Annotated in this window: 18 protein-coding genes; 11 read left to right on the top strand and 7 right to left on the bottom strand. The window is 34.4% G+C overall.

What is annotated here, in order from left to right; genetic code table 11:
- Positions 1-57: 57 nt before the first annotated feature.
- From ACRHOC_RS07975 to ACRHOC_RS08005, 7 genes are all read left to right on the top strand, one after another.
- The gene (locus tag ACRHOC_RS07975; RefSeq protein ID WP_431158075.1) at positions 58-1,146 is read left to right on the top strand and encodes a M42 family metallopeptidase; all 1,089 of its coding nucleotides are present in this window, start codon (positions 58-60) and stop codon (positions 1,144-1,146) included.
- Between the two features lie 6 nt (positions 1,147-1,152).
- Complete coding sequence (locus ACRHOC_RS07980) at positions 1,153-2,307, top strand: aminotransferase class V-fold PLP-dependent enzyme (protein ID WP_431158076.1); 1,155 nt, start codon at positions 1,153-1,155, stop codon at positions 2,305-2,307.
- A complete protein-coding gene (locus ACRHOC_RS07985; protein ID WP_431158077.1) occupies positions 2,300-2,857 on the top strand; it encodes an NUDIX hydrolase in 558 nt (185 codons plus the stop codon). Before ACRHOC_RS07980 ends, ACRHOC_RS07985 begins: the two co-directional genes overlap by 8 nt.
- Positions 2,854-3,528, top strand: a complete 675-nt coding sequence (locus ACRHOC_RS07990) for a PrsW family intramembrane metalloprotease (RefSeq protein WP_431158078.1) — start codon at positions 2,854-2,856, stop codon at positions 3,526-3,528. Before ACRHOC_RS07985 ends, ACRHOC_RS07990 begins: the two co-directional genes overlap by 4 nt.
- A gap of 82 nt (positions 3,529-3,610) precedes the next feature.
- Positions 3,611-4,087: an acetyl-CoA carboxylase biotin carboxyl carrier protein subunit gene (locus ACRHOC_RS07995; protein ID WP_431158079.1), complete on the top strand. Its 477-nt coding sequence runs from the start codon at positions 3,611-3,613 to the stop codon at positions 4,085-4,087.
- 2 nt (positions 4,088-4,089) lie between these two features.
- A complete protein-coding gene (accC, locus tag ACRHOC_RS08000; protein ID WP_431158080.1) occupies positions 4,090-5,529 on the top strand; it encodes an acetyl-CoA carboxylase biotin carboxylase subunit in 1,440 nt (479 codons plus the stop codon).
- A 6-nt stretch (positions 5,530-5,535) separates the two neighbouring features.
- Positions 5,536-7,077 (top strand): acyl-CoA carboxylase subunit beta, encoded by a 1,542-nt coding sequence (locus ACRHOC_RS08005; RefSeq protein WP_431158081.1) that lies wholly within the window; start codon positions 5,536-5,538, stop codon positions 7,075-7,077.
- 8 nt (positions 7,078-7,085) lie between these two features.
- Here the strand turns inward: ACRHOC_RS08005 and ACRHOC_RS08010 are convergent, their stop codons facing one another.
- Positions 7,086-7,469 (bottom strand): Fur family transcriptional regulator, encoded by a 384-nt coding sequence (locus ACRHOC_RS08010; RefSeq protein ID WP_431158082.1) that lies wholly within the window; start codon positions 7,467-7,469, stop codon positions 7,086-7,088.
- 432 nt (positions 7,470-7,901) lie between these two features.
- Between ACRHOC_RS08010 and ACRHOC_RS08015 the strand changes: the two genes are divergently transcribed.
- From ACRHOC_RS08015 to ACRHOC_RS08025, 3 genes are all read left to right on the top strand, one after another.
- Positions 7,902-8,477, top strand: coding sequence for a hypothetical protein (locus tag ACRHOC_RS08015; protein WP_431158083.1), 576 nt, complete (start codon positions 7,902-7,904; stop codon positions 8,475-8,477).
- Between the two features lie 12 nt (positions 8,478-8,489).
- Positions 8,490-10,715: a DUF5916 domain-containing protein gene (locus ACRHOC_RS08020; protein ID WP_431158084.1), complete on the top strand. Its 2,226-nt coding sequence runs from the start codon at positions 8,490-8,492 to the stop codon at positions 10,713-10,715.
- A gap of 74 nt (positions 10,716-10,789) precedes the next feature.
- Positions 10,790-11,161 carry a MerC domain-containing protein gene (locus ACRHOC_RS08025; RefSeq protein WP_431158085.1) on the top strand — a complete coding sequence of 124 codons (372 nt, stop codon included), beginning with the start codon at positions 10,790-10,792 and terminating at the stop codon, positions 11,159-11,161.
- 120 nt (positions 11,162-11,281) lie between these two features.
- Here the strand turns inward: ACRHOC_RS08025 and ACRHOC_RS08030 are convergent, their stop codons facing one another.
- The gene (locus ACRHOC_RS08030; RefSeq protein WP_431158086.1) at positions 11,282-11,770 is read right to left on the bottom strand and encodes a hypothetical protein; all 489 of its coding nucleotides are present in this window, start codon (positions 11,768-11,770) and stop codon (positions 11,282-11,284) included.
- A gap of 119 nt (positions 11,771-11,889) precedes the next feature.
- On the opposite strand from ACRHOC_RS08030, the gene ACRHOC_RS08035 reads away from it, so the two are divergent.
- On the top strand, positions 11,890-13,101 hold the full coding sequence (locus ACRHOC_RS08035) for a multidrug effflux MFS transporter (protein WP_431158087.1): 1,212 nt from the start codon (positions 11,890-11,892) through the stop codon (positions 13,099-13,101).
- On the opposite strand, the gene ACRHOC_RS08040 is transcribed toward ACRHOC_RS08035, so the two are convergent.
- The 5 genes from ACRHOC_RS08040 to ACRHOC_RS08060 form a co-directional block, all read right to left on the bottom strand.
- A complete protein-coding gene (locus ACRHOC_RS08040) occupies positions 13,098-13,718 on the bottom strand; it encodes an L-threonylcarbamoyladenylate synthase (RefSeq protein ID WP_431158088.1) in 621 nt (206 codons plus the stop codon). The two genes, ACRHOC_RS08035 and ACRHOC_RS08040, sit on opposite strands and share 4 nt — an antisense overlap.
- Before the next feature lie 9 nt (positions 13,719-13,727).
- Positions 13,728-14,321 (bottom strand): hypothetical protein, encoded by a 594-nt coding sequence (locus tag ACRHOC_RS08045; RefSeq protein WP_431158089.1) that lies wholly within the window; start codon positions 14,319-14,321, stop codon positions 13,728-13,730.
- Positions 14,322-14,403: 82 nt separating this feature from the next.
- The gene (locus ACRHOC_RS08050; protein WP_431158090.1) at positions 14,404-15,030 is read right to left on the bottom strand and encodes a hypothetical protein; all 627 of its coding nucleotides are present in this window, start codon (positions 15,028-15,030) and stop codon (positions 14,404-14,406) included.
- Positions 15,031-15,061: 31 nt separating this feature from the next.
- Positions 15,062-15,706 (bottom strand): hypothetical protein, encoded by a 645-nt coding sequence (locus ACRHOC_RS08055; protein WP_431158091.1) that lies wholly within the window; start codon positions 15,704-15,706, stop codon positions 15,062-15,064.
- Between the two features lie 103 nt (positions 15,707-15,809).
- Positions 15,810-18,140: an ATP-dependent helicase gene (locus ACRHOC_RS08060; protein ID WP_431158092.1), complete on the bottom strand. Its 2,331-nt coding sequence runs from the start codon at positions 18,138-18,140 to the stop codon at positions 15,810-15,812.
- Positions 18,141-18,225: the final 85 nt, after the last annotated feature.

An 18,225-nucleotide genomic window follows, 5' to 3' on the forward strand; every position in this document is an offset into this window, starting at 1 on the left:
GTTCTATTAACCTTAAATTCGTATTAATATTATTATTTTTAAAGAAAAATTTTACACATGGCGAAAAAGCAATTATTGACCAAAAAGTCGATGGACTTTTTAGAAAAATATTTAAATAATGCATCTCCAACAGGTTATGAATGGGATGGACAAAAATTATGGATGGATTATTTAAAACCTTATGTAGATGAATTTATTACAGATACCTACGGTACTGCGGTAGCAGTAATAAATCCAAAGGCAAAATATAAGGTTGTTATAGAAGGGCATGCGGATGAAATTTCTTGGTATGTGAATTATATTTCTGAAAAAGGACTACTCTACGTCATAAGAAACGGAGGTTCTGATCATCAAATTGCACCGAGTAAAATTGTAAATATCCATACTAAGAAGGGAATCGTTAAAGGTGTATTTGGATGGCCTGCTATACATACACGTAATAGAGCAAAAGAAGAGCCACCAAAACCAGATAATATATGCATTGATATAGGCGCAAAAGACAAGGCTGAAGTTGAGAAAATGGGTGTACATGTAGGTTGCGTTATCACGTATCCTGATGAATTCCATATCCTTAATGGTGATAAATTTGTTTGTCGCGCTTTAGACAACAGAATGGGTGGTTTTATGATTGCAGAAGTGGCGAGATTATTACATCAAAATAAAAAGAAATTGCCTTTTGGTTTATACATAACAAATTCTGTACAAGAAGAAATCGGTTTGCGTGGTGCCGAGATGATTACAGAAACTATTAAACCGAATGTTGCCATCGTAACGGACGTAACGCACGACACTACGACTCCAATGATAGATCAGAAAAAACAAGGCTATGCAGAAATTGGTAAAGGACCAGTTATTGCGTATGCACCAGCTGTGCAGCAAAAATTAAGAGACTTAATTACTGATACAGCTGAGGATAAGAACATTCCTTTTCAGCGCTCTGCCCTTTCGAGAGCCACTGGTACAGATACAGATGCTTTTGCATACAGTAATGGTGGTGTAGCCTCTGCACTCATTTCATTACCACTTCGCTATATGCATACTACTGTTGAGATGGTTCATAAAGATGATGTAGAAAATGTAATTCGTCTTATCTATGAGACCTTATTAAATATTGAGGATGGAGAGACTTTCAGCTATTTCAAGTAAAATAGTATGAATTTAGCAGATTTTAAAGCAGACTTTGGATTTCCTGATGATGTTATATTTCTCAATCAAGCGAGTTTCTCACCTGCTTTAAAATCTGTTGAATTAGCTGGCATAAAGGCTGTTACTAAAAAGCGCAGACCAGATTTATATCAAAATTCAGATTTATTTGAGCCTTTAATAGCACTTAAAAAGAAGTTTTCTGAGATTATAGATTTAGAGGATTATCAGCGGGTTGCCAATATTCCTTCAGTATCTTATGGTTTAGCTAATGTTGCTAATAATATAGTACTTAAACCAGAGGATGAAATTGTTGTGATAGAGGAACAATTTCCAAGTAATATCTATACTTGGATAGAGCTTACTAAAAAATATGGTGCCAAATTGGTAACTATAAAACAACCTAATAACCCTTCTGACTGGAATGATTTAATTTTAAACGCAATCAATGGCAATACTAGAATTGTAGCTATGGCGCATGTGCATTGGGCCAATGGTTTTATTTTTGATTTAAAGAGTATACGAAAGAAGACCAAAGATTACGAATCCTTGTTAATTGTCGATGCAAGTCAATCACTAGGTGCACTTCCATTTTCTATAAAAGAAATTGAACCTGATGCACTCGTATGTGCTGGTTACAAATGGCTCTTTGGTCCCTATGGTTGTGCATATGCATATTACGGTGAATATTTTGACCATGGTAAACCGATTGAAGAAAATTGGTCGATTAGATCAGGCAGTGAAAATTTAGCCTCATTAACTCAATATAGTGACAGTTATAAACCCCTCGCTCAACGGTATAATGCCGGAGAATCGGCAAGTTTTATTTATGTTCAAATGCAATTAGCTGCACTTGAGGAAGTCTTAAAATTTAGACCAGAGGACCTACAGGCTTTTTGCTCAGGTATTTCCTTAGAAAGTCTTAAAGATTTAGATACATTAGGCTTTAAATCCTTTCCCCTACATCTTAGAGCAAACCATCTTTTCGGACTTAGTATACCAGAATCAATTAATCACGATCTACTTAAGAACACTCTTAAAGCAAATAATATAATCGTTTCTTATCGCGGTAGTTATTTAAGAGTTTCAGCACATCTATATAATACTAAAGCACATTTTCAAAAATTAGTAAACGTCTTAAAACAGGTGGAAAATCATGGATGAATATATTGATATTGTTACATCTGATGGTAAAGCTACAGGAGAGAAAGTGCTAAAATCTGTGGCCCATAAAAGAGGGTTATATCATAACACCATTCATCTTTGGTTATATACTAAGAATAGAGAAATATTACTTCAGCAAAGATCTCATAAGAAAAAAATACATCCTTTATTATGGGATGTATCGGTTGCAGGTCATATTGACGCTGGCGAAACATTTATAGAAGCTGCTATTAGAGAAACAGAAGAGGAAATTGGATTGAATTTACAACCAAATACGCTGCATAAGATAGGAGTTCAACTACATGAATCTTCTTATGATAACGGCAAGGTTCTAGACAATGAGTTTCATCAAGTATATATTGCTGAACTAAATGCTAGATTAGAAGACCTTACTCCACAACCAGAAGAAGTTGAAGCCCTTAAATTTGTTACTTTCGAGGAGTTTACTGAGCTTTTAAAAAACAGTCAAACCAACAGTCACTTCATAGCAACCAACAAATCGTATTACCTATTTGTTTTAAATGGAATTAAGGAGGCGTTAAGTAAATGAGTTTAGTATTATTTGCAATTGCTCCAGTGTTTGTTATTCTCACTTATATCTATATTCAGGATAAGTATGAAAAAGAACCTTTAGGCCTTTTACTTTTAAACTTCTTCTTAGGAGCTGTTGTAAGTATTATAATTGTTACGGTCATTTATCTCTTTACTGGTCATTTCCTACCATTAACAGATGAATTCAGTATTTGGCAACAATTTATACAAGCCTTCTTAGTTGTTGCCTTATCAGAAGAATTTAGTAAATATATCATTGTCAAATATTTTGCGCAGCCAAGAAAGGCCTTTAACGAACCCTACGACGGCATTGTCTACGCGGTGATGGTATCTATGGGATTTGCATGTACTGAAAATGTACTCTATGTGCTTGATGGTGGTTATCAAACAGCTGTATTAAGAGCTTTTACTGCAGTGCCAGCGCATGCAACATTTGGTATCCTAATGGGTTATTACATGGGATTGGCAAAATTCTCAAAAAACAGACTACAGCTTAATTTAACAGGTCTCTTTTTAGCGGTAATATTTCATGGTGCCTATGATTTTTTCTTATTTATAAATTTTGTTCCTGGAATATCTATTGGAGCTTTTGTTTCGCTCATTATTGCAATTGTCTTATCAAAAAAAGCTATTAAGAAACATCAAGAAAATTCAAATTTTAAAACTTAATTAAAGTGCTTCTTAAAACATGATTTATTTCATATTTTTAAAGGCCTTTAATATATAATTTCGCGTTATTAAAATCACATCTATGTATAAAATCAAAGTGAATGGTGATCATCAATTTAATGTTGATGAGCAGCAAATCGAAGCCATGGATTGCATCGAAACCTCTCCAAAAAAATATCACATCCTTCAAGAGAATACTACTATAAATTCAGAGGTTATTAGCTCTGATTTCAATCACAAATCCTACTCAGTAAAAGTTAATAATAACGTCTATGATGTTACGATTAATGATGCATTAGATCAGCAGATAGAAGCTCTAGGTTTTGAAATAGGTTCTTCTAAAAAAGTAAATGAAATAAAAGCGCCAATGCCTGGCTTAATCTTAGAGATTAATGTCAACGTAGGACAAGAGGTAAATGAAGATGACCCCTTATTAATTCTTGAAGCTATGAAAATGGAAAATGTTATTAACTCCCCTCGAGAAGGCACCATTAAAAGTATTAGTGTTGATAAAGGAGAAACCGTAGATAAAAATTCACTACTTATAGAATTCGAATAAACATGAAAAAAATATTAGTTGCCAACCGTGGAGAAATTGCCATTAGGGTAATGCGAACCGCAAAGAAAATGGGCATTAAAACCATTGCTGTTTACTCTGAAGTTGATCGCCATGCTCCACATGTGAAATTTGCTGATGAAGCAGTCTGTATTGGACCAGCTCCATCTAGTGAATCCTACCTAAAAGGTGATAAAATCATTGAAGTGGCAAAATCACTAAATGCAGACGGAATACACCCAGGTTATGGCTTTTTAAGTGAAAATGCAGACTTTGCCGAACTCTGTGAAAAGAATGATATTATTTTCATTGGGCCAAGATCCAAAGCCATTAAAATGATGGGTGATAAATTAGCCGCCAAAGACGCTGTTAAAGATTATAATATCCCGATGGTTCCTGGTGTAGACCATGCGGTTACAGATCCTGATGAAGCCATCAAAATTGCAAGAGAAATTGGACTACCTATTCTAATTAAAGCTGCCGCAGGTGGTGGAGGAAAAGGTATGCGAATTGTAGAAAAAGAAAAGGATATCGAAAATCAAATGAAACGTGCTATCAGTGAAGCGACTTCAGCATTTGGTGATGGTTCTGTTTTTGTTGAAAAATATGTTACCTCGCCACGACATATCGAAATTCAGATTATGGCTGACACGCATGGTAATTATCTTCATTTTTTTGAACGAGAATGCTCTGTACAAAGACGCCATCAAAAAGTTGTAGAAGAGGCGCCTTCTGTTATACTTACACCAGAATTACGGGAAAAAATGGGACAAGCAGCTATTGATGTTGCCAGATCTTGTGATTACGTAGGTGCTGGTACTGTTGAATTTCTAATGGATGCTGATCTCAATTTTTACTTTTTAGAGATGAACACACGGTTACAAGTTGAGCATCCTGTATCTGAGCTTATTTCTGGAGTTGATTTAGTAGAACTTCAAATTAATGTAGCACGTGGTGAAGCGTTAAAAATGAAGCAAGAAGACCTTAAAATTAATGGTCATGCCTTAGAATTACGTGTTTATGCAGAAGACCCAATGAATGATTTTCTACCAAGTGTAGGAAATCTAGAAACCTACCAGCTTCCTGTTGGAGAAGATATACGAGTAGATAATGGTTTTGAAGAAGGGATGGATATCCCTATTTATTATGATCCTATGCTCTCAAAATTGATTACATATGGTAAAACGCGTAATGAAGCCATTCAATTAATGATTAAAGCAATTGACAATTACCATATAAAAGGGGTCCAAACTACGTTACCTTTTGGTCGTTTTGTATGCGAGCACGAGGCATTTATAAGCGGTAATTTTGATACACATTTTGTAAAGAACTACTACTCCCCTTCTTTATTAGAATCTAAGCATAAAGCAGAAGCAGAAATTGCCGCTAAAATTGCGTTGAAACAATATTTAAAGGACCAAAAATTATTAAGACTACCTAATTAACATATTATGAGTTCCAAAATAAAAACACTTAACGATAAACTCGCTTTAGCAAAATTAGGCGGTGGACAGCAAAGAATTGATAAGCAACATCAAAAGAAGAAATTAACCGCAAGAGAACGTATCCTCTATTTGTTGGATGAAGGGTCTTTTGAAGAAATTGGTGCTCTAGTTACGCATAGAACCAAGGACTTCGGTATGGAAAATCAGAAATTCTATGGTGATGGTGTTGTGACAGGGTATGGAACTATAGACGGACGTCTCATTTATGTTTTTGCACAAGACTTTACCGTTTTTGGTGGTTCACTTTCCGAAACTCATGCTGAAAAAATCTGTAAAATAATGGATATGGCCGTAAATGTCGGAGCACCTATTATTGGCTTAAACGATTCTGGTGGAGCACGGATTCAAGAAGGTGTAAGATCACTAGGTGGTTATGCAGATATATTTTATCGTAATGTCCAAGCATCTGGCGTTATACCACAGATTTCAGCAATTATGGGTCCTTGTGCTGGAGGCGCTGTTTATTCACCTGCAATGACAGACTTTACAATTATGGTACAAGATACCAGTTATATGTTTGTAACAGGACCAAATGTGGTTAAAACGGTTACAAACGAAGAAGTAACAAGTGAAGAATTAGGTGGTGCAAGCGTGCATTCTACTAAATCTGGTGTGGCTCATAAAACATCCGGTAATGATATTGAATGCCTTGAAGATGTAAAGAAACTTCTAAGTTATTTACCACAAAGCAATCGCGAAAAACCAAAAGCTCTAGATTTCCAATTACAAGAAGAGTTAAGAGAAAATTTATCTGATATCGTACCTGACAATCCTAATAAACCTTATGATATGCATCAAATCATCGAAGGAATCATTGATGAAGACTCCTTTTATGAAATCCATAAAGATTATGCTGAAAACATAATTGTAGGTTTTGCAAGATTAGGGGGTAAATCGATAGGAATCGTTGCAAACCAACCCATGTTTTTAGCAGGTGTTTTAGGCGTTAACAGCTCTAAAAAAGGAGCGCGTTTTGTACGTTTTTGTGACGCTTTTAATATTCCTCTTTTAGTATTAGAAGATGTACCAGGCTTTTTACCAGGAACAGACCAAGAGTGGAATGGCATAATCGTAAACGGTGCTAAATTATTGTATGCCTTTAGTGAAGCTACCGTTCCTAGAGTTACTGTAATTACACGAAAAGCTTATGGTGGGGCCTATGATGTAATGAACTCTAAACACATTGGTGCTGACATGAATTTTGCTTGGCCAAATGCTGAGATAGCAGTTATGGGTGCCAAAGGTGCTGCTGAGATTATTTTTAAAAGGGAGATTTCAAGTGCAGAAGATCCGGAGGCTAAATGGAAGGAAAAAGAAGCCGAATACGCAGAGTTATTTGCGAATCCTTATAGTGCTGCCGAACGTGGTTATATAGATGAGGTTATTTTACCAAAGTATACGAGGTGTAAGCTCATTAAAGCGTTTAGTATGTTGGAGAATAAAGAGGTGAATAAACCAAACCGCAAACATGGGAACATCCCATTATAAACTATAAGTTAAGAATCTGAACAATCTGAACACTGCCCCTTAAGCATAATATTTGCTGTTTCAATGTTACGATTGTTCATTTTAGGGATAGAAATATTTACATCTAAACATTCTACCTTACCACAATCATTGCATTCAAAATGTGGATGTACATCATTGTGTTGATGTGACGTACATTCCTGGCAACGCGCGTACCATTTCAATCCATTCGATCCAGGAAAAGAGTGTATAGTACCTTCATTTTCTAATCTATCAAGAATACGATAGACAGTAGTCTTATTCATCTCGTCTTTGAGCTGTTCAACTAAATTCACAACAGAAAGCGCTTCATGACTATTATCAAAAATAGACATAATAAGATTTACTGATTTCGTTTTTCGAATTACACTCATGATGCAAATTTAATTCAACAATGTTGCAATATCAAATTATTATTCTTTTATTTGCAACTATGTTGCATTAAGAAATTGAAATTTATTACCATGTTATAATAAATCAATCACTGAACAGCAGGTTTCGAATAAATTTTATCTTGACCAGTATCGAATTGAAGTTTCAAAATTTCTATGCTACATGAACTTAATAAATGGCGAGTATGTTTAATGGAACTACGTGGGTTTTAGATTAGCATTCAACTACAGTTTATACTCGCCATTCTTCTAATTTTAAATTAAATACTCCAAATTTTCATTAATGTGAGTGTTTGGCTTTTTAATAAAGTAGAAGTTGGTAATAATAATTAACAAAAATGTAATTAACATACATTTAATTCTAATGGATATAAGTATAAGTAGCTGATAAAAAATTATACCAATCTTATTTTAATGATACCTTATTTAAAAAAATACACTAAACACTATTTAAAAAATATTGGTGTTTTCCTATTGACCTTTCCTTTTCTATTCATTTGTTGTGAATCAAAAAACAACTCTTTAAAAAAAGATAAAGTCGTTATCAATTTTAATGATGACCTAACTATCCCCAATTTTATCATTTCCACTATAAAAGATAGCGCAGATTTTAATAGTAAAACCATTGAAAAAGAAGGGCTTATACTCCTCAAATATTTTAGCCCTGATTGTGATAATTGTCAAGAGGAGGCTGAAATCTATCATTCAAAAAAAGACAGTTTGAAAAATATTCGAACTATATGGATTTCAGGTGAATGGGCACAAATGAATTCTATAGAAGAGTTTGCAAAAAAATATAGATTGAAAGAGTTAAATACAATTATTATAGGAAAGGAGACCTCCAGATTTTTAATTAATTATTACGACTTTTCAGGGATTCCTTTTGCCGCACTTTACGAGAATAATCAACTCATTAAACAATACACAGGTTCCATAAATTTTGAAGAGTTGATTGATATAAATTATGGGAATTCGAAGGGGAAACCATAAATTTTTATTAATGTGACTTCAAGTAAATTAATTAGATATCTAATAATTTTCGCTTATGTTCAAATAGGGACTAAATATATCTCTGCTCAAGAAGATGAAAACTTCCCTCCTCCAGAAACGCCAATAAAGATAAAAGCCCATAGCACTACCGAAAAAATAAATATAGACGGAATTTTATCAGAGCAATCTTGGTCTACAGCTTCAACAGTTTCAGATTTTTTCAGAACAGAACCTAGACAAGGTGGTAATTACAGGAATAAGACTTACGTTAAAGTACTTTACGATAAAAAGAACTTATATTTTGGGGTATTCGCTAAAGATACATTGGGTAAACAAGGAGTGCGCATACAAGATCTAAGACGTGATTTTAATTCAAGTGAAAATGATGTATTTGGAATACAGATAGATGCACAGAATACCAAACAATATAATGTATCATTTCAAACCACGCCACATGGCAATCAATTAGATCTACAGAGTTTTAATGGAACAAATACCGATAGAGATTGGAATGCACTTTGGAGTGTACGAACCAAAAGAACCGACTCTGGTTATTATGCGGAATTTGCAATACCCTTTAAGTCTATTCGCTATGACAAACCATTGAATGAAGACACTGTCGAATGGGGAATTACATTCTACCGGTTGGCACGAAGAGATTTTGAAAAAACCGTATTTCCTGCAATTCCTCAATCATTCTCAGAGAACAGAATGGTTTATGCCGCATTACTCACTAATTTAAAGGTACCACCACCTTCTGCCAATATTAGGGTTGAACCTTATGCGCTATATCAATATGATGAAAATAAATCAGGTGAAGAACTCATAGATAAAATAAATGAGCCTAAAGTTGGTGGTGATGTAAAATGGGCTATTAACCCAGATGCAGTGTTAGACCTAACCATAAATACAGATTTTGCTCAGGCCGATGTTGACAGAGCAGTAAATAACCTAGAACGATTTAATATCTTCTTTCCCGAAAGAAGACAGTTCTTTTTAGAAAATTCTGGTATTTGGGCTGGATCTAACAATTTTCAGATAAGACCTTTCTTTAGTAGAACAATAGGTTTAGAAAATTCGTTCAATGCGCTACCAGCACCAATTGATTTTGGTACTAGATATACCGATCGCACAGATAAACGAAGTATTGCTGCATTGGTTGTTCGACAGCGTGAAACAGATAATAGTCAAGCCAGTAATTTTGCTGTTGGACGTTATCTTCAAAATTATGGTAAAGAAAATAATATTGGAGGTATGGTAACGCATAGGTTAAATGACTCATCTAATGATTTATCCTTATCATCTAGCTCAAATACTACAATTACTGTAGATGGTTTTATTAGACCAAAACCAGAAATGTCAATTTCTTACATGCTCTCCTCTTCCATAGATAGTGAAATTGACAATGCAGGATTTGCTGGTCGATTCTTTATTGGTTCGAGAACCAACAAATATTACATGGGTTATGTCAATAATTTTGTAAGCAAAGATTATAATCCTGAGATGGGTTTTGTATTTCAAAATGATGTTATGTATCACGGACCTGGTGGATATGCCATTATACGTCCAAAAAAATGGTCCTTTATACGACGTTGGGATCCAGGTGTATTTGCAAGCCTGTATCATGATTTCCAAGATTTTGGAAATTTTCAACAAGCAAGCCTATATATTTTCCCAATCTATACTTGGTTTAAAGACAATAGTTTTTTTGAAGCATCTTTTACACCAACATGGCAAAATATTAATTTTAATTTTTCACCTCTTGGTATCCAAATAAATGAAGATAATTACCAATATACAAGGTATACCTTACGCTATAACACAGATCAATCAAAAAAATTATCAGGTAGTACAAGCTATAATTTTGGGAATTTTTATAATGGTACACGTAACACATTAAATGCTAGTGCAAGATATGCACCACTTCCTCAAGTTGCATTGAATTTTAATTACGAACATAATAATATTAATAACCTTGGCCAGGACAATGAGAATCTCAATACAGACCTATATACTACAAGTTTGAGATTAGCTCTTAATCCAAGAGTACAATTATCTACATTTTACCAATATAACAGCTTCGACAAACAAGGGCGATGGAATGTAAGATTTAGTTGGGAATATCAACCACTGTCATTTGTCTATATCGTATTTAATGATATTGAGACTGATACCTTCAATCCTGTATTGAGGAATAGACAGTTTATAAGCAAGATTACGTTTCTTAAACAATTCTAATAAACATTAAAAAAATAATGCAACTGAGTTGCATTATAAAAAAATATATTATTTTTGTCTTATTAATTTTTTCGATGATTACAAAAACGATACAACAATCCAAATCAGACACATTAGGCGTTTTAGCTAGTGGACTATGTTTAGTTCATTGCATTGCTACACCATTTATCTTTTTAGCGCAAACAGGTTCTGCCACTATTGGGTCCTCTGCTCCAGCATGGTGGGGTTTTATAGATATAATACTTGTACTTATTTCGTTTTATGCCGTGTATTGGTCTGCAAATAGCAGTACTAATAAATGGGTGAAAAATGGACTTTGGATTAATTGGGTTGGTCTATGCTTAATCATCCTAAATGAAAAAATTCATCTATTGGCTATTCCAGAGTTTGCTATTTATATACCTGCAATAGCTTTAATTGTGTTACATCTATACAACAAAAAGTAATAAAAGAACTGATCAGTATTAAGATCAAATTTAGTGTGTTTAATTTAAGTGATTAAACGGTTTATTTTAAAAAAGCTTATCGAATACGATAAGCTTTTTTGTGTTTTGAAGGTGAATAAACTATTCCTCCGTTTCACCGTGATCTTGAAGTATTTTTTCATGATCTTTCTTCATTTGTCCATGCTCTTCCTCCATTAATTTATGATCTTCAATCATTTGCTTATGCTCTTCCGTTATTTCCTCATGCTCTTTATTGACTTCCTCATTAGTCATTTCTCCCGAAGCATGCGATGCTTCGAGCTCTGAGTGCTTCTTAATTAAAGCTTCATGACTTTTAATAAGCGCGTCATGTTTTTTAATGAGTTCTTCGTGATTCTTTTCTATGACTAAATGTGTTGAATCAGTCTCCTCGAGCATCGCATGTGCCTCTACCCAAGAATTATGATCTTTCATCAATGTGGCATGTAAAGCTTCCAACTTAACATGGTCATTTTCTAAAGTTTCATGTTCAGTAACTATTTTATCATGTAATTCTTTATCAAATTTTTCCTTACAAGAACTAAGGCATAGAACTAGCACTATAAATGCTATTGGTTTTAATATTTTCATAATGTTGGTGTTTATATCTACTAAAAATACCAAAAAAATAATGGAAATGATTTTATATCAAATTTAAATATGAGCTCAAAGACACTTAAAATACTTTTCAATTAGAGTATTTTTGCAACATGAAAAAGGAGATAAATTCTCAATTTGAATTTGTAGTGCTCATGGCTGCTTTAATGTCTATTGTAGCACTATCCATTGATGCAGTTCTCCCTGCACTTCCTCTAATTGGTGATTATTTAAGTGTTTCTAATCCACTAGATAACCCTAAACTAATTACTTCCATTTTTCTTGGCCTCGGTATAGGCCAACTTATTTTTGGACCTCTTTCGGATAGTTTTGGAAGAAAGCCTATAGTATATGCTGGATTCCTCTTATTTGTAATTGCTTCCATTATTTGTATCACGACAAAGAATTTTGAAATGATGCTGTTTGGAAGGGTTTTGCAAGGCATCGGGCTCGCATCGCCTCGAACTATGTGTATAGCAATGGTAAGAGACTCTTATGAAGGTGACTACATGGCTAAAATATTATCTATCGTTGTAATGGTATTCATTTTAGTTCCGGTAGTTGCACCAACGCTCGGTCAGTTTTTAATGTACCGTTACGATTGGCAATTTATCTTTACGTTTACACTTCTTTTTGGCGTTATTGTTATGCTTTGGTTTTGGTTAAGGCAACCCGAAACCTTAAAAGACAAATACCGAATACCTTATAGACTTTCCATTTTTACAACAGGTACTGTCCAGTTTTTTAAAATTAAATCTGCAGTGATATATACCCTCTTATCTGGTTTTATAACAGGATCATTTATGGTATATCTCAGTACCTCACAACAGATTTTTGAAAAGCAGTATAATCTTGCAGAGGAGTTTCCATTAATATTTGCTAGTCTTGCTATTTCAGTTGGTTTGGCCACATTTATGAACAGTCAATTGGTTGTAAAATATGGCATGAAAACCATTGTACATATTGCTATGGTTAGTTTTATTTTAACCTCGCTTATTTATCTTATAATATACTCTGGTGATGCCAAACCAAGTGTGGAGGTCTTGATTGGTTTTTTTGCAGTTCAGTTTTTTACTATTGGATTTTTATTTGGTAATCTTAGGGCTTTAGCGATGGAACCTATGGGACATATTGCAGGTATAGGATCTGCACTAAATGGTTTTATATCAACTGTTATGGCTGTACCTATAGCTGATTATATAGGGAGTTTTATAGAAGATTCTGTTCAACCGCTTTTCATTGGGTTTCTTGTATGTGGTTCGATTTCATTGGTACTATTCTACGGAAACAGTAATTGGGTCAGTAAACTTATAAAAGCTACCTAAAAGATATCTAAACTACCCTTACCCTCCCTTAGAACCTCTGGAGGATTTTGAGAAAGGTCAATTATAGTAGAGGCTTCGTTACCACCATAGCCACCATCAATAACGATATCTACAAGATTGTCCCATTTCTCTAGAATTAATTCTGGATCTGTAGTGTATTCTATAATATCATCCTCATCGCGAATAGAAGTAGAAACAATGGGATTTCCCAAAGCCGAAACCAATGCTAGTGCAATGGAATTGTCGGGTACTCTAATTCCTACCGTTTTTCGTTTTTTGAAAGGGCTCGGCAAACTCTTTGAACCAGGTAAAATAAATGTATATGCACCAGGAAGCGCTCGTTTAAGTATTTTAAACGTAGAGGTATCTATTTGTTTAACGTAATCACTAAGATTACTCAGATCTTTACACACAAAGGAAAAATTTGATTTTTCGAGTTTTACACCTTTAATCTGTGCAATACGTTCCAGCGCCTTGATGTTAGTAATGTCGCAACCCAAACCATAAACCGTATCTGTAGGATAAATAACTAATCCTCCACGCTGTAGTATCTCAACTACCTTTTGAACCGCCTTGGGATTTGGATTTTCTGGATATATTTTAACAAACTCAGCCATAATTAAAGACTATCCTCTTCGACGTCTATTCTGGTTATAATTATCAGGTCTATTTCGAGCATCATTACCATTACGTCGTTTTGGCATAATCTTATCTTTTTCGTCCTTTTGGTATTTCAGCCATTTCTCCTGTTGCTCCTCACTCAAATAAGTGCTCAAATTATTATTTAATATCTCCTCCTTTGATCTTAGTGCTTCGCGAATGGGATTTAGTTTTTCTCTAACTATTCCCATGGTTTCTCTCATAAGCTCTCTATTTTGAGAAGATCTTGCGGTTTCCATATTTTGATTAACCACAATATCCAACCCTTCAAATAAATCCTTATTATCAATTCCAATCTGTTTTACTTGTTGATTGTATTTATCAATTTCTGAGATTACAAATGATGCTACAGAATCTGATTTCTTGAGTTTTAATTTCTTCAAAGTCTTTTTAGAATCATATTCTAAAATACCTGCAAATTTTTGTGATTCGAATTTTTGAACAACTCGAGTTCCTGTGTTTTGGTTTTGATTAAAATTACCACCTCTACCTCCTCCAGGGCGTTGTGCTACCAGTATGGATATTTGAAAAAATAAAAGAATTGAAAAAAGTACTTTCATGAGTTTACAATTGTGATTCATAAAGATAATGATTATACAAGAAATCTAGCTATACAACGACCATCGTGCAAGCGTTTTTCTATTAAAGTTGAATACTCTTTAATATGTCAGACTTACCAAAATTAAATTTCAAACCAAAACTTAAATTATTGTAAGTCCCTGTTTCGAAAAAATCCCTGATTTCAGAGGGTACATTTATATTTGTTTTAATGCGTCTCCAATCAAAAACCAGTAAAAGACTTAGGTTATCTACTATTTCATACTCAAGTCTTAGACCATATATCCATAGCTTTCCAGAATCGCGATTTGAAACATCTTGACCTTCATTTGTTAAGGTAGCCTCACCAAAAAGCGAAGTAAAAAGTCCTAATCGTATGTTTTTTAATGGTAGCAATTCATAGCCTAAGGTTAAATGCCGCTCTTCGATTTGAGTTTCTTCATAATTTCCTAAAGACGCCTTATCAGTTACTTCAAAATTACTTATACCATAATTAGCGCCTAGATAAAAATTCCTAAATAAAAATAAATTGAAACTAAAAGCCAACCCATCTTTCCCATCTAAGCTTTCACCAATAAAATTATCACCATATCCGAGTGGCAATTGATAAACCGTTGTAATTGAGCCTGTGAATTGCCTACTTTTATCATATAACAATGGAATCTCACGATTATCACCTCCTAGGTCTAAGCTATCTTTTTGCGCCATCATTTGTAAGCATAAACAACAGCAAATTATAGTCTTAATAGTTAAGTTCAAATGCATTTTGTGGTGAATTTAGGGTTATGGTTTCGGTAACGTCATCACCATCATTGATGCTATATGTAAATTCTACTTGAGATTGAAGTGGTGCATAGATCACACCCTCTAAGACAGAAGGGCTTAAATTGTTTAATTGTCGAGACATTTGAGTGAGCTCTAGACAAGAGCTCTCTACCGCATTAAAAATGCCCTCTTCATAAACTTCAATACATCTCGGATCAATAGAATTGATATTAAAATTCAGAATATCGTCTGAACTGGTTTCTCGTGAAATCGTATAATTAAAAGCTGCTAATCTCTGTAAAGAAACAGTATCCAAATCAAACACTAAATCTAAAGGTGTAAACGATTCGGTATTAGTTTGATAGCGATATGTGGAAAATTGATCATCAGAAGTTATAACGACATAGAAAAGAGCATTAGGGCCAAATAGTGAGGTCACAAAAAAGTTGCCAGATTCATCACTCAGTCCCTCACCTACCAGAATGTTTGTTGCTCCAGGAGCATCAGCATCGGTAAACACTTGAACAAGGGCTCCTGAAACAGGCGTATTTAATTGGTCTAGAATGTTACCCTTAACCACTACTCTAATATCATTTTCAATCTGTGTCTCTGCACAACTCAAAACTGAAATTAAAATAAATGTAAAATAAAATAGTCGCCGAAATAAAAAGGTCATAAAGTCTTTTAATATAAGATGCACAATAAAAGAAAAGGTTGCGTAAGATTTAGGAAAGAATCTCAAGCTTAGCAAAACGCAATAGCAATTTCTTTATACCGCCATTTTCAAATTTTATCTCAGCCTTAATATCGCCACCTGCACCCTCGATTTTTATAACTTCACCACGTCCAAATCGTTGATGATTAACTACATTGCCAACTGTGAGTTTGGTATCAAAAAGATTCTTTGAACTATTAGACTTACCAACAGGCTTCAAATTCTTTGGTGTACTAATTTTAAACTTTTCTGGTTTCTTTTTGACCTCTCGCTTTTTATAAGGTGTAGATTTTGGTTTGGCAAATCGAACCTTATTCGGTTCTACATTACCAAAAATTGAAGCATCGAGCATAGGGTTGAAACGTTGTTCTCTAAGTGGTGTTGTAATATTTACGAATTTATCATCTATTTCCTCAATAAAACGACTTGGTTCGGCATCAATTAATTTTCCCCAACGATAACGTGACAATGTGTAGGTTAAATAAGCTTGTTGTTCGGCACGTGTTAAAGCCACATAAAACAAGCGTCTTTCTTCTTCGAGTTCACTTCTGGTATTCATACTCATGGCACTTGGAAATAAATCTTCTTCCATACCAACAATGAACACATGAGAAAATTCTAGTCCCTTTGCCAAGTGAATGGTCATTAAAGCCACATGATTAGGGTCACCTTTGTCGCCATCTAAATCTGTAGCTAAGGCAACATCTTCAAGAAATTCTGCTAAGGAGTCTCCTGCGTCTGCTAACTCTACCTGTCCTTCTACAAAATCGCGAATACCATTTAATAATTCTTGAACATTCTCCATTCTAGTAACACCTTCTGGTGTACCGTCCTTATTCAATTCTCTAATTAATCCACTTGTTTTGGTAACATGTTCAGCAAGATCAAATGCATTGGCATTTTGATTCAAAACCTTATAGCTCTCTATGAGCGTTACAAAGTCTTTCAACTTGTTTTTTGTACCACTATTAAGATTAATTGAAACCTCATCAATGGTCTTCATTAAATCATAAATCGTCTTACCTGTCGCATTAGCTGCAACGATAAGCTTATCTATTGTTGTTTGTCCTATCCCTCTTGCTGGATAATTTATAACACGTTTAAGAGCTTCCTCATCAGATGAGTTGAGAATAAGTCTTAAATAGGCCGTAACATCTTTAATCTCTTTACGTTGATAAAACGATAAACCACCATAAATTCGATAAGGAATATCGCGCTTACGCAAGGCATCTTCAATAGCACGAGACTGAGCATTTGTTCGATACAATACTGCAAAATCACTATTAGGTAATTGCTTATTCATTTTGGTTTCCCAAATCGTACTAGCTACGTAGCGACCTTCGTCACCATCTGTCATAGAACGGTGTACAATGACCTTCTCACCTTCTTCATTTGCAGTCCATACAACCTTATCTAATTTCGTTTGATTATGTTCTATTACAGAATTGGCCGCACCAACAATCATTTTAGTTGAACGGTAATTTTGCTCTAACCTATACACACTAACATCATCATAATCCTTTTGAAAATTAAGGATGTTGTTAATATTAGCACCCCGGAATGCATAAATACTCTGCGCATCATCACCAACTACACAAATATTCTGAAAACGATCAGAAAGCGCTCTCACAATAAGATACTGTGAATGGTTTGTATCTTGGTACTCATCTACTAAGATGTAACGGAATTTGTCTTGATACTTAGCCAGAACATCAGGAAATCGAGTTAACAACTCATTTGTGCGCAACAATAGATCATCAAAATCCATAGCGCCAGCTTTAAAACAACGCTCAACGTACTCAGCATAGACCTCTCCCATTCTTGGACGTCTTGCCATGGCATCAGCTTCCATTAACTCAGGATTATTAAAATACGCCTTAACCGTTATCAGACTATTCTTGTAAGAAGATATTCTACTATAGACCTGCTTGGTTTTATAAATGTCTTTATCAAGACCCATCTCCTTAATGATCGAAGAAAGCAGACGTTGAGAATCTTGAGTATCGTAAATTGTAAAATTACTTGGAAATCCTAAATGATGACCTTCAAATCGTAATATTTTAGCAAATACAGAGTGGAAAGTTCCCATCCATAAATTTTTGGCTTCACCCTCTCCAACAATTTGAGCTATTCTCCCTTTCATTTCGCGAGCCGCCTTATTGGTAAAAGTAAGTGCCAAAATATTGAAAGCATCTACACCTTGGCTCATTAAATAAGCAATACGATAAGTTAATACCCTAGTTTTGCCAGAGCCGGCTCCAGCAATAATAATCATTGGCCCTTCTTTTTGTAAAGTGGGTGCCAATTGCGCCTCATTTAATTGACTTAAATACTTCTCCAAAAGCTCATTTTTTCGAAATGTGAAAATACGTATTGTATTAAGTAAATCCACATGAATTTTCTTTTAATTATAAACATTATGTGAA

The organism is Winogradskyella poriferorum (assembly GCF_050618035.1).
GTDB classification, from domain to species: domain Bacteria; phylum Bacteroidota; class Bacteroidia; order Flavobacteriales; family Flavobacteriaceae; genus Winogradskyella; species Winogradskyella poriferorum_A.

Bases quoted from the DNA above. Each gene is read 5' to 3' on its own strand.
- ACRHOC_RS07975 (WP_431158075.1), top strand. From the start codon at position 58: ATGGCGAAAAAGCAATTATTGACCAAAAAGTCGATGGACTTTTTAGAA.
- ACRHOC_RS07980 (WP_431158076.1), top strand. From the start codon at position 1,153: ATGAATTTAGCAGATTTTAAAGCAGACTTTGGATTTCCTGATGATGTT.
- ACRHOC_RS07985 (WP_431158077.1), top strand. From the start codon at position 2,300: ATGGATGAATATATTGATATTGTTACATCTGATGGTAAAGCTACAGGA.
- ACRHOC_RS07990 (WP_431158078.1), top strand. From the start codon at position 2,854: ATGAGTTTAGTATTATTTGCAATTGCTCCAGTGTTTGTTATTCTCACT.
- ACRHOC_RS07995 (WP_431158079.1), top strand. From the start codon at position 3,611: ATGTATAAAATCAAAGTGAATGGTGATCATCAATTTAATGTTGATGAG.
- accC (WP_431158080.1), top strand. From the start codon at position 4,090: ATGAAAAAAATATTAGTTGCCAACCGTGGAGAAATTGCCATTAGGGTA.
- ACRHOC_RS08005 (WP_431158081.1), top strand. From the start codon at position 5,536: ATGAGTTCCAAAATAAAAACACTTAACGATAAACTCGCTTTAGCAAAA.
- ACRHOC_RS08010 (WP_431158082.1), bottom strand. From the start codon at position 7,469: ATGAGTGTAATTCGAAAAACGAAATCAGTAAATCTTATTATGTCTATT.
- ACRHOC_RS08015 (WP_431158083.1), top strand. From the start codon at position 7,902: ATGATACCTTATTTAAAAAAATACACTAAACACTATTTAAAAAATATT.
- ACRHOC_RS08025 (WP_431158085.1), top strand. From the start codon at position 10,790: ATGATTACAAAAACGATACAACAATCCAAATCAGACACATTAGGCGTT.
- ACRHOC_RS08030 (WP_431158086.1), bottom strand. From the start codon at position 11,770: ATGAAAATATTAAAACCAATAGCATTTATAGTGCTAGTTCTATGCCTT.
- ACRHOC_RS08035 (WP_431158087.1), top strand. From the start codon at position 11,890: ATGAAAAAGGAGATAAATTCTCAATTTGAATTTGTAGTGCTCATGGCT.
- ACRHOC_RS08040 (WP_431158088.1), bottom strand. From the start codon at position 13,718: ATGGCTGAGTTTGTTAAAATATATCCAGAAAATCCAAATCCCAAGGCG.
- ACRHOC_RS08045 (WP_431158089.1), bottom strand. From the start codon at position 14,321: ATGAAAGTACTTTTTTCAATTCTTTTATTTTTTCAAATATCCATACTG.
- ACRHOC_RS08050 (WP_431158090.1), bottom strand. From the start codon at position 15,030: ATGATGGCGCAAAAAGATAGCTTAGACCTAGGAGGTGATAATCGTGAG.